Genomic DNA, 11,728 nt, shown 5'->3' with positions numbered 1-11,728 from the left:
GCCCGGTTCCCCCCCACCCCCCGGCTTTCTCCCCCCCCCCCCCCCCCCGCCCCCCCCACCACCTTTCCTACACCCGCAATTCCCCCCCCCGGGGGCCCCGGCCCCCCCCCGGGGGGGGCCCCGGGGGCGGGTGTCGTCAGAACGTTCGACTGATCCGCTGCCACAAGGGCTGGTAGTTGATCCAGGCCACCAGGTCGCTGCCGAGGTGGTCGCGGGTGGTGAGGGCGTCCCGGTGCGAGATGAGCACGGGCTTCCCGGCGGCCCGCGCCAGCAACTGCACCTGGCAGGCGCGCTCCAGGGTCAGGAACCACCAGGCGGCCGCGTCCACGGAGTCCCCGACGGTCAGCAGCCCGTGGTTGCGCAGGATCACCGCCTTGTGCGGACCGAGCGAGGCGGCGATGCGCCGGCCCTCGTCCTCGTCCACGACCACGCCCGTGTACGCGTCGTGGACCGCGTGGTCCTCGTAGAAGGCGCAGGACTCCTGGGTGATCGGCTCGATCGGCTCCCCGAGCGCGGCGAGCGCCCGCCCGTGCGTGGAGTGGGTGTGCGCGACGGCCACCGTGTCTGGGCGGGCCCGGTGCACCCCGGCGTGCACGGCGAACGCGGCCTGGTTGACGTGGAAGCGGCCTTGGACGACCTGGCCGTCGCCGTTGACGAGGATCAGGTCCTGCGGGGTGATGTCGGCGAAGGGCGCGCCGAACGGGTTGACCCAGAAGCAGTCCGCCAGCTCGGGGTCGCGCACGGTGATGTGCCCGGAGACCCCGTCCTCGTACCCGAGCTGCCCGAACAGCCGCAGCGCGCCCGCCAGCCGCTCTCTGCGGTACGTGCGTTCCTCGGCCGGTGAGGCGTGCACGGGCGGCATCGCGAACTGGAGCTGTTCGACGGGGATCGGGGCGGGGTCGGACACGGCGATCTGCTCGGACATGGCGGCTCCTCACGTTCCCAGAGGCGTACAGGACCGGAAGTTACCGCCGGGTGGGGTCGGTGAGAAGGGGTGGGGCCCGGGTCAGGTGCTGAGCACCAGATAGGCGAGGGTGAAGGTGGAGCGGTAGCCGCCGTAGTAGCCGGTGCGGCGGGCGTCGACCTCGGCCGTCACCTCGGCGTGCAGCGGATGGCCGGGGTTCGCCAGGGCCCAGCGCTGCCCGCGCCCGATCGGGCCCTCGGACTCGAAGAGGTCCCATTCGCGCTCGTCGGCGCAGGTGACCTGGAGGGCGCGCAGCCCGACGGATTCCGCCAGCCGGATGAGCTCCAGCAGTGAGCCGAAGTCCCCGGGCTCGGCACCGATGCCCTCCAGCGCGGCGGGCGTGGGCTCCTTCAGCCAGATCCCTTCGCCGAACAGCACCCGTCCGCCGGGGCGTACGGCGGCGGCGAGGGCGGTGAGGGCGTTTCGGGTCGACTCCCGGGCGGTGGCGCCGGGCCAGGCGTGCGAAGAGCCGATGGAGACGGCGAGGTCGTAGCCGTCGTCCGGCCACTCGGCGGCGGGCGTCGGGTGGAACCTCACCCGGTCCGCGAGCCCTCGCTCCCCGGCGAGCTTCCGCCCGCGCGCCACGGCGTCCGGATCGGTCTCGACGCCGTCCCCGGTGGCCCCGGGCGCGGACTCCACGAGCCGCATGAGCAGTTCCCCCCAGCCCGAGCCGAGGTCGGCGATCCGCGCGCCGGGGGCGGGGTCGCAGGCGGCGATCAGCCGGGCCGCGTGCTCCTCGGAGAGCGGGGTGTTCCAGGTGAGGCGGTCGTTCCCGGGGGCGGAGAGGACGGCACGGACTTCTTCGGCGGACATGGTGGAGGAGCCTGGCACGGGAGGTGAGGCCCGTGCCAGGGAATTACCGGCGGCCCCGGCGGTGGATCTGGCTGAGGTCCACGTCGATCGGGAAGGGAACGGACAGGTTCATCTTCTGGTGGTGGATACCTGTGGGCGTGTAGGTGTGGGTCGCCGGGTCGAGCTCGTAGACGTAGACGACGGGCAGGTCGTCGTCACCCTGCTCGACCCGCCAGAAGTGCTTGACCCCGGCCTCGGCGTACTTGCGCGGTTTGACGCCCCGGTCACGCTCCAGGGAATCGGGGGACACGACCTCGACGGCGAGGACGACGTCCTCCGGTGCGTACCAGGTCTGGTCGGGGCCGGTGTCGGCGTCGGCCTTGTACACCAGGAGGTCGGGCTCCGGGCGGTTGCTGGTGTCCAGCCTGATGGTCATCTCCCGGTCCACGTCCAGGTCCGCGGGGACGTGGGCGAGGAGGGCGGATTCCAGCAGCCACATGGCTCGCGTGTGGAACTTCCGCTGCGGACTCGTGAAGACGAGACTCCCGTCGATCAGCTCGGTGTGGGGCGGGAGGCCCGGAATCCGGTCGAGGTCGTCCGCCGTCCAGCCGCCCTCCGGCGGGACCGGCCACCGGTACGGCTCCTGCTGCTCAAGCCCGGGCTCGGGTGCGGCGCTCATGATTGCTCCCATACGCCGAAGTCTCGTCTCTTCACTCAGCGTACCCATCCGATACGACAATGCCGCCGCCCAAACGAATGAGCGACGGCGTCGGCGTGGACTTGGGGGCTCCGGGGTTCAGCCGAGCCCGGGAGGGGTCACTCCCACTCGATCGTCCCCGGCGGCTTGCTCGTCACGTCGAGGACGACGCGGTTGACGTCGGCGACCTCGTTGGTGATGCGGGTGGAGATCTTCGCCAGCGTCTCGTACGGCAGGCGCGACCAGTCGGCCGTCATGGCGTCCTCGGAGGAGACCGGGCGCAGCACGATCGGGTGGCCGTAGGTGCGGCCGTCGCCCTGGACGCCGACCGAGCGGACGTCGGCGAGGAGGACCACCGGGCACTGCCAGATGTCGCGGTCCAGGCCGGCCGCCGTCAGCTCCTCGCGGGCGATGGCGTCGGCCTCGCGGAGCAGGTCGAGGCGGTCCTTGGTGACGTCGCCGACGATGCGGATGCCGAGGCCGGGGCCGGGGAACGGCTGGCGCTGGACGATCTCCTCGGGGAGGCCCAGCTCCTGGCCGACCATGCGGACCTCGTCCTTGAACAGCTGGCGCAGCGGCTCGACGAGCTGGAACTCGATGTCGTCGGGGAGACCGCCGACGTTGTGGTGGGACTTGATGTTGGCGGTGCCGGTGCCGCCGCCGGACTCCACCACGTCCGGGTAGAGCGTGCCCTGGACGAGGAAGGCGACCTCGGGGCCCTCCTCCTGGAGGATCTCCAGCTGGGCCTGCTCGAAGACGCGGATGAACTCGCGGCCGATGATCTTCCGCTTCTCCTCGGGGTCGGAGACTCCGGCGAGGGCGTCGAGGAAGCGCTTCTCCGCGTCGACGACCTTCAGCTTCGCGCCGGTCGCGGCGACGAAGTCCTTCTCCACCTGCTCGGTCTCGCCCTTGCGCATCAGGCCGTGGTCGACGTAGACGCAGGTGAGCTGGGAGCCGACGGCCTTCTGGACGAGGGCCGCCGCGACCGCGGAGTCGACGCCGCCGGAGAGGCCGCAGATGGCGCGCTTGTCGCCGACCTGGGCACGGATCGCGGCGACCTGCTCCTCGACCACGTTGGTCGTGGTCCAGTTCGGCTCGATGCCCGCGCCGCGGTAGAGGAAGTGCTCCAGGACCTGCTGGCCGTGGGTCGAGTGCATGACCTCCGGGTGGTACTGGACGCCGTACAGCTTCTTCTCGTCGTTCTCGAAGGCGGCGACCGGGACCACGTCGGTGGAGGCGGTGACCGTGAAGCCCTCGGGGGCGGCCGAGCAGGCGTCGCCGTGCGACATCCACACCGGCTGCTCGGTGGGCGTGCCCTCGAAGAGCGTGGAGCCCGCCTTGGAGACGTGCAGCGGGGTACGGCCGTACTCACGGGCCCCGTTGTCGTCGACCGTGCCGCCGAGCGTCGTGGCCATCAGCTGGAAGCCGTAGCACATGCCGAAGACCGGCACCCCGGCCTCGAACAGCGAGCGGTCCAGGGACGGCGCGCCCTCCGCGTACACCGACGAGGGGCCGCCGGACAGGATGATCGCGCGCGGGTTCTTCGCCAGCATCTCCGCCACCGGCATGGTGGACGGGACGATCTCGCTGTAGACCCGGGCCTCACGGACGCGGCGGGCGATGAGCTGGGCGTACTGCGCGCCGAAGTCGACGACGAGGACCACGTCGGCCGTGGCGTCGGGGGCGGCGGGGGGTGCTGCTGGCACGGGGCGGCCTTCCGGCGGTGGTGAAGGGGGTCGGTTCTTCCGATTCTACCGGCCGTGCGCGGGCCCTCCGCCGGGCCGGTGGCGGGGGTGGCACCTGCCCGGTCGCGCCCTGTCGCGTCTCACGATCCGGGCCCCGTTTTGTCGGGGCGACGGAAACAGGGCCATACTGTGCGCCATGCGTCAGCACACGATCTTCGTCTTTACCTATGGCATCCGGCCCGCCGGCTGCCATGGTCGTGCTGCTTGAGCTACTGACAAGCAACGTTCCAGGCGCCCCCGGCCCGCAGGCCCGGGGCGTTCTGCGTATCCGGGCCCGTTCAGCCCGGGTGGCCTCCGATCATCAGGAGTCACCACCATGAGCAGCATCAGCACCGCCGACACCACCACCGCCACCGGCGCCCACACCGACGAGGCCGCCGCCCTGATCGGCGGGGCCCGGGAGCGCATCGACGCCCTCGACGACCGGATCATCGGTCTCGTCCAGGAACGGATGGCCGTCTCGGCGGTGATCCAGCAGGCCCGGATCACCTCCGGCGGCCGCCGGGTCAACCTCTCCCGCGAGACCGCCGTGCTCGGCCACTACAGGGACGCGCTGGGCAAGCCGGGCACCGCGCTGGCGATGACGCTCCTGGAGCTGTGCCGCGGCCGGGTGTGAGGGCCCCGGAAGACCCTTCGAGGGAACGGTTCTCCGCTTGCCGGACACGGGCCGTATCTGCGTTCGGGGCCCGTCTCACCCGTACGGCGCGTGACCAGGGGCGCGGTGCCTTCGTTGGTCCCGGTGTCCGTGCCAACCAGGGGCGGCATCGGTAGGAAACCACGCGTGGCTCCGCCGGGGAGTGTGACGTACTGCAGGTGCGTCGTGGGACCACGACCCGGCGTATGTGACCGGTCCGCAGGGGACAGCAGCCCGGTCACCCCATATGCGGCCGATCCCGGGGACGCCCGGGTCGGCCGCATCGGATACGCATCCGGGCGGAGGCCCGCCCCCTCCTCCGCCGCCCGTCCGCCTTCGCGGTCAGCCGTGCTGCGCGGCAGCCCGTCGCCGTGCCGCAGTGAAGAGCACCAGGCCCGCCGCCAGCGCCGCGGCCGCCGTGCCCGAGGCGATCAGCGCGATCGAACCCGTCGAGGCGAGGCCTCCCCCGCCGCCGGAGCCGCCGGTCGTGCCGGCCGAGCCGCCGCCGGACGTGGTGGACGCCGAGGGGCTCGGGGTGCCGGACGGGCTCTCCTCCGGGTCCGGGGCCGAGGTCGGCGGGGTGGACGGCTCGCCGGAGCCGCCGTCGCCGCCCTCCGTCGCACCGCCGGGGTCGGAGCCGTCGCCCTCACCGTTCAGGATCAGGTAGGCCGTGTTGTTGGCGGGCTTCGGGTCGAACGGGAGCTTCGGGTTCTGCAGCCAGGTGTTGCGTACGGTCACCGCGCCGCTCGCGCCGACCATGGCCTTGTCGACCCGCAGCTCGAAGCGCAGGTCGAGGCCGCCCCCGTCCCGCACGGTCATCGAGGTGTTGCAGAAGTAGCGCGGCGCGGGGCTGTTCTGGTCTTCGCGGTACTTTCCGTCGGCCGTGACCGCGCGGCAGCTCTCCGGCTTCGTCGCGACCGAGGCGCCCTGGGGGACGGTGAAGTCGACGGTGGCGACGTCCTCGCCGGAGCGGATGTGGCCGATCCATGCCGGACCCTCGTTGCGGAAGCCGAGGTCGGCCGTGACGAAGGAGCCCTCGGACCCGGCCACCCGGTCGCCGTAGGCCACGAAGTCGGCCGTGTTCTCCGTACGGAAGTCGGCCTCCTGCTGGTTGTCGTACGGGTCGAGGTCGGCGCCCCGGGCCGCGGCGCCCTTCTTCGCCGGGACCGCCTTCAGCACGCCGCCGGTGCCCCGCTCGAAGGGGGCGCCCGCACGCAGGGCGGTGCGCTGGGCGGCGCTGTTCTCGTGGATGCCGTAGAGGAAGGTGTCGTAGTAGGCGCGCTCGGTGGCCTCCAGCGTCAGCGGAGTCGCCAGCGTGTACGTCGCGCCCGCCTCGAAGGCTCCTTCGACGGAGCAGAGCGCCGTGGTCCAGCCGAAGTCGGGCAGGTCCGGGTCGTCCACGGTGTACTCGCAGTTGGAGTAGCGCTGCGGGATGTCCAGGCCGCGCGAGTACCGCAGGGTGAGCAGGACGCCGTCGGCGTCCCTGGAGCCTCGGTTGGCGAAAGTGATCGGGGCCTGCTGCTTGTCCCCCGGGGTCAGCTCCGTCTTGAACGGCAGCCGCTCCATCACGAGGTCGGGGCCGCCGACCGTGAGCCGGGTGGTGAACGGCGTGAAGGTGGCGCCGTCCGCCTGGCCGGTCACCTTGATCGTGCCGGTGGCGCCGTTCTCACTGCCCTTGGCGGCGGTGACGACGAAGTCGGCGGCCGACTGGGAGCCGGGCCAGATGCCCCAGTCCTCGCAGACGGCCTTGGTGCCGGTGATCCTGCAGTCCGGGCTCGCCTCGCCGTCGATCTTCACGTCGGCGACGCCCGCGACGCCGCTGAGGTCGAAGGTGAGGGTGAAGTCGCCGTCGAAGCCGCCGTTCTCCTCGTCCTCGGACGGGTTGTACAGCGTGATCCCGACCTTGGAGGACTTCGGCTTGCCGCTCGCCGGATACGGGTGCAGGGCCGTCTCGGCCGGGCCGCCGAACGTGAACACCGGCGTGTCCGCGGCCTGGGCCGGGGCGGCCGCCCCCGCGAGCGCGGCCGCGGCCAGCAGACCGGCGGCGGCGAGCGAGCCGGCCGCGCGGTGCAGCACGGTTCTCGGGGTGGAAGGTGTCATCGGTGACCTCTGGGACTCGGCAGGAGCTGTGGGGCTGCTGTGACAGTTGTCGCGGTACGGGTTGGACCGCACAGCTCCCCGAACAGTTGCCCTCCCCAAGATCACGGATTGGGTACGGGGGTGTTCCCGACACCCTTCACGTCCGTGCCGGCCTCGGCCGTGCCCTTCGGCGGCACCACGGGGATCCCCAGGAACGGCAGCTTCAGTGCGCCGAACGCCTCCTTCGGCACGGCGGGCGCGAGAGGTTCGACCGGGGTGAGCCGCTCGTATGCCGCGTCCTGCTCCGGGCGCGGGTCCGCCTCGCCCTTGTTGGGCCACAGCGACATCGCGCGCTCGGCCTGGGCGGTGATGGTCAGCGAGGGGTTGACGCCGAGGTTGGCGGAGACGGCCGAACCGTCGACGACGCTGATGCCGGGGTGGCCGTAGAGGCGGTGGTACGCGTCGATGACGCCCTCCTCCGCGCTCGCGCCGATCGGGCAGCCGCCGAGGAAGTGGGCGGTGAGCGGAGTGCCCATCAGCTCGCCGACGTTGGACCCGGCGAAGCCGTTGATCTCCTCGGCGAGCAGGCTGGCGCCGAGGGTCGCCTCCGGGATCTGCGTCGGGTTGGGGGCGCCGTGGCCCTGGCGGGCGGTGAGCAGGCCCTTCCCGACGCCGCCCGGTTTGCGGTACGTGGTCAGGGAGTTGTCCAGGGACTGCATGACCAGGCCGATGATGGTGCGCTCGGACCAGCGGCGGTTGGAGAGCGAACGGGCGGCGAGGGTGGGGTGCTTGACCATGTTGGTGATCCAGCCGCGCACCCGGTGGGCCCCGTAGGGGACCTGGAGGACCGTCAGCGCCCCCATGGCGTTGGAACCCTTGCCGTAGCGGACGGGCTCGATGTGGGTGTTGTCGTCGGGGTGGATCGACGAGGTGATCGCGACACCCCGGGTGAAGTCGGCCTTGGCGGTGCCGTGCTTCTTCCGGTAGCGGCGGTCGCTGGTCTGGGCGCCCACCAGACCCTCGGAGTTGGTACGGGTCAGCTCGCCGAGCTTCGCGGAGAGCCGGGGCAGCAGACCCCGGTCCTTCATGGTGTGCAGCAGGGTCTGGGTGCCGTACGTTCCGGCGGCGATGACGACCTTGCGGGCGCGCAGCTTCGTCGGCTTGGCCTTGCGGCGGCGGTCGGTGGGGACGGTGAGCACCCGGTAGCCGCCCTCGGGGTCGTCGGTGACGGCGACGACGGAGGTCATCGGGTGGATGACCGCCCCGGCCCGCTCGGCGAGGTGGAGGTAGTTCTCGTTGAGGGTGTTCTTCGCGCCGTGGCGGCAGCCCGTCATGCACTCGCCGCACTCGGTGCAGGCCTTGCGGTCGGGGCCCGCGCCGCCGAAGTACGGGTCGGGGACGGTGTCGCCAGCCTTGGCCCTCGCGGTGCCGTCGGCGTCCTTGCCGTCGCCGAAGAAGACACCGACCGGGGTCATGTGGAAGGTGTCGCCGACGCCCATGGTCTCGGCGACGGCCTTGAGGTGGATGTCGGAGGGGGTCATCGTCGGGTTGAGCCGGACCCCGAGCATCCGGCGGGCCTGGTCGTAGTACGGCTTCAGCTCGTCCTGCCAGTCGGTGATCGAGGCCCACTGGCGGTCCTCGAAGAACGGGGCGGGCGGCACGTACAGGGTGTTGGCGTAGTTGAGCGACCCACCGCCGACCCCGGCCCCGGCGAGCACCATGACGTTGCCGAGGAGGTGGATGCGCTGGAGGCCGAAGAGGCCGAGGGCTGGCGCCCAGAGGTAGTTCTTCAGGTCCCAGGAGGTCTTGGGGAGCGTGCCGGGGGTGAAGCGGCGGCCCGCCTCCAGGACGCCGACACGGTAGCCCTTCTCGGTGAGCCGGAGCGCCGACACGGCGCCCCCGAAGCCCGAGCCGACGACCAGGACGTCGTAGTCGTACGCGGCGTCGTCCTCGGCCGGGACATGGCTCACGGGCTGTTTCTGGGCAGGGCTGTCCTGGGACATGGCGCTCCTCGGTACGAAAAGGGCAGGGTTACGACGTCTCGGCGGGCTCTCAGCGCAGCCGGAACGCCTTCATCGCCTTGAGGCTCCTCGTCATGAACGCGGCGTACTTCTCGTCGTCCATCCCGAAGGCGGGCGCGAGCGGGATCAGCCGCTGCTGGGCGACGGTCTGGGCCTCGGTGTACTTGAGGATGCCCTCGGAGCCGTGCCGCCGGCCGAGGCCGGACTCCTTCATGCCGCCCATCGGGGACTGGACGCTGCCGTAGGCGGGGGCGTACCCCTCGTTGATGTTGACGGTGCCGGTGCGCAGCCGGGCGGCGACCGCGTGGCCGCGCCGGGAGTCGGTGGTCCAGACGCTGGAGTTGAGGCCGTACGGGGTGGCGTTGGCCTGCGCGATCACCTCGTCCTCGTCGCTGAAGCGGTAGATCGCGACGACCGGGCCGAAGGTCTCCTCGGTGCAGACGGCCATCGGGGCCTCCACGCCGTCGAGGATGGTGGGCTCGTAGAACAGCGGGCCGATGTCGGGGCGGGCGACGCCGCCGGCGAGGAGGGTCGCGCCCTTCTCGACGGCCTCGGCGACGTGCTGGGTGACGGTCTCCAGCTGGCGTTCGCCGACGAGGGAGCCCATGTCGGCCCCGTACGCCAGGGAGCTGCCGAGCCGCATGGCCTTCGTCCGGGTGGCGAAGCGCTGCACGAAGTCGTCGGCGATGGACTCGTGGACGTACAGCCGCTCGATGGAGATGCAGAGCTGTCCGGCGGAGGAGAAGCAGGCGCGGACGGCTCCCGCCGCGGCCTTCTCCACGTCGGCGTCCTTGAGGACGAGCATCGCGTTCTTGCCGCCGAGCTCCAGGGAGACGCCGACCAGCCGGGAGGCAGCGCCCACGGCGACCTCGCGGCCGGTGCGGGTGGAGCCGGTGAAGGAGACGTAGTCGGCGCGGCTGACGACCTCGGGGCCGACGACCGGGCCTTCCCCGAGGACGACCTGGAAGACCTCGGCGGGCAGTCCGGCCTCGATGAGGAGGTCACGGGCCCACAGCGCGGTGAGGGCGGTCTCGGTGTCGGGCTTCATCACGACGGCGTTGCCGGAGACGAACGCGGGCAGCGCGTCGCCCACGGACAGCTCCAGCGGGTAGTTCCAGGGGGCGATCTGGCCGACGACGCCGCGCGGCTGGCGCAGTTCGGTGACCTTGGTGAGGGTCGGGACGACACCGGTGTGGCGGCGGGGCTTGAGGTAGGAGGCGGCCTTGCGCCCGTAGTGGCGGGCGGCGACGGCGACGGCCTGCACCTCCTCGTGGGCGTGCAGCCGGGCCTTGCCGGTCTCCAGCTGGATGAGGTCGAGGACCTCGGACTGGCGGCTCAGGACGAGGTCGTGGAAGCGCAGCAGGACGGCGGCCCGCTGCCGTACGGGGACGGCGGCCCAGACGGGCTGGGCGGCGCGGGCCCGGTCGAAGGCGGTGGCGACGTCCTCGGGGGTGGACTCGGGCAGGTCGGCCAGCTTCTCCCCGGTGAAGGGGGTGTGGTTGGCGGTGCGGCCCGACCCGACGACCCCGCGGATCAGCTGGGCGATCACCTCGGGGGTGACCACGTCGGCGGCCGTGCGCACCCCGGCGGGGGCGACCGCCACGGGGTTCGTACCGAGAGGGGCGTCAGGGGCCTGCGAGTCCGTCATGGGGCCGAGAGTATGTCCAGCCGGAGCCTTTGGGTACCCGTCGGTAACAGTTTTTCACAGGACCCGCCACCCCTGTCGGACGCCCACCTCGACCGAGCCAGTGATCGCTGGCGACATAACCGCTGATCAGTGGCTATACAGCGGGGCGCGTGGCGGCGGCAGGGCTTTCGGGCTCAGGAGCCGCGAATCTTGAAGTGTGCCTTCACCTCCTCGAAGATCGCCGTTCCGTCCGTCCTCGCCTGCCCGGCCGCCGGCATCTCCACGCGGACGTGCCAGTAGGGTCGGGGAGCAGACGAACGCGCCGGTCTCGGTGAGCCGGTGCTCGCCCTCGACCCGGGCGATCCCGAAGTCGGTCCCACGTCCTGCGCGGTACACCACCCGGTTGGGCGGCGGAAGCAGCGACGTAACCGAAGGGGGACGTTCCCAGCGGCTCCAGAGGTCAGCCCGGGTCAGTCCGGGGCGCGCCAACTGCGCAGCATGATGTCGAACTTCTCCCGGCTGGCCTCCCAGCCCTCCTGCGGGGCGGTCAGGTACAGCGCGTACTCGGGGCCGCCGGGACCGCCGTAGTACATCTGGTCGATCCCGTGCCGGGGCCCCGCGTGGTCCTTGGTCTCGTTCCAGGTGAACTCCCAGAGGGCGCCCGGCCGGTCGCGGAAGGTGTTCTTCTCCATCCCGATCCGCTGGTAGCCCGGCAGCCGCGTGGAGACCTGCTCCTCCAGGTTCTCCATGTGCAGATACGGATGGTCGAAGTCCGGGTCGGGGTCGACGCTGATGCGGATCCTGTGGGCCCTGTCGTCGGGGGTGTAGTCGATCTGGCCCTCGTTCACCTGGCGCTCCCAGCCTCTGGGCACGACCAGGCTGAAGCCGGCCGGGTCGTCGACCCGGTGCCAGCCGTCGGGTATCTCCGACGCGGGGGCGGTGGGCTCCGGGGTGGTCTTGGGCGCGGACGGTGTGCTGCCGGCGCTCGTACCGCCGCTCGCGCCGCCCGGGGCGTCCGAGCTCTCGCCGTACTTCATCGCGATCAGACCGGCCGCGCCGCCGAGAACGGCGGCGGCGACGACCACGACGAGGACCGTCCGCCACCGGGAACCGGCGCGCCGGGTCACCGGGGCGGAGGCGGGGCCGGTGGCCGGGGGCACCTGGTCGGG

The 11,728-nt window shown here is 71.9% G+C and carries 9 protein-coding genes; 1 reads left to right on the top strand and 8 read right to left on the bottom strand.

The window, feature by feature from the left end:
• Positions 1-136 precede the first annotated feature (136 nt).
• The 4 genes from JS521_RS18615 to guaA all read right to left on the bottom strand — a co-directional run bounded on the left by JS521_RS18615 (position 137) and on the right by guaA (position 4,159).
• Positions 137-925, bottom strand: coding sequence for a class II aldolase/adducin family protein (locus tag JS521_RS18615; RefSeq protein ID WP_205084101.1), 789 nt, complete (start codon positions 923-925; stop codon positions 137-139).
• An 81-nt stretch (positions 926-1,006) separates the two neighbouring features.
• Positions 1,007-1,777 carry an SAM-dependent methyltransferase gene (locus JS521_RS18610; RefSeq protein WP_205084100.1) on the bottom strand — a complete coding sequence of 257 codons (771 nt, stop codon included), beginning with the start codon at positions 1,775-1,777 and terminating at the stop codon, positions 1,007-1,009.
• Between the two features lie 43 nt (positions 1,778-1,820).
• The gene (locus tag JS521_RS18605; protein WP_205084099.1) at positions 1,821-2,435 is read right to left on the bottom strand and encodes a Uma2 family endonuclease; all 615 of its coding nucleotides are present in this window, start codon (positions 2,433-2,435) and stop codon (positions 1,821-1,823) included.
• A gap of 137 nt (positions 2,436-2,572) precedes the next feature.
• A complete protein-coding gene (gene guaA / locus JS521_RS18600; protein WP_205084098.1) occupies positions 2,573-4,159 on the bottom strand; it encodes a glutamine-hydrolyzing GMP synthase in 1,587 nt (528 codons plus the stop codon).
• Positions 4,160-4,514: 355 nt separating this feature from the next.
• Here guaA and JS521_RS18595 point away from each other — a divergent pair, with 355 nt between their 5' ends.
• Positions 4,515-4,814 (top strand): chorismate mutase, encoded by a 300-nt coding sequence (locus tag JS521_RS18595; RefSeq protein ID WP_205084097.1) that lies wholly within the window; start codon positions 4,515-4,517, stop codon positions 4,812-4,814.
• Between the two features lie 360 nt (positions 4,815-5,174).
• Here JS521_RS18595 and JS521_RS18590 read toward each other — a convergent pair whose 3' ends face one another.
• The 4 genes from JS521_RS18590 to JS521_RS18575 form a co-directional block, all read right to left on the bottom strand.
• A complete protein-coding gene (locus tag JS521_RS18590) occupies positions 5,175-6,932 on the bottom strand; it encodes a peptidase (protein WP_205084096.1) in 1,758 nt (585 codons plus the stop codon).
• 101 nt (positions 6,933-7,033) lie between these two features.
• Entirely contained in the window at positions 7,034-8,914 is a 1,881-nt protein-coding gene (locus tag JS521_RS18585; protein ID WP_205084095.1) for a GMC oxidoreductase, read from the bottom strand.
• A 49-nt stretch (positions 8,915-8,963) separates the two neighbouring features.
• Positions 8,964-10,580 (bottom strand): succinic semialdehyde dehydrogenase, encoded by a 1,617-nt coding sequence (locus JS521_RS18580; RefSeq protein WP_205084094.1) that lies wholly within the window; start codon positions 10,578-10,580, stop codon positions 8,964-8,966.
• Between the two features lie 449 nt (positions 10,581-11,029).
• On the bottom strand, positions 11,030-11,728 hold a 699-nt coding region (locus JS521_RS18575), incomplete at its 5' end, for a serine/threonine kinase C-terminal domain-containing protein (protein ID WP_239487482.1).

The organism is Streptomyces durocortorensis, assembly GCF_016901035.1.
Lineage (GTDB): Bacteria > Actinomycetota > Actinomycetes > Streptomycetales > Streptomycetaceae > Streptomyces > Streptomyces durocortorensis.
This window is presented reverse-complemented; position numbering and strand designations above follow the sequence as displayed.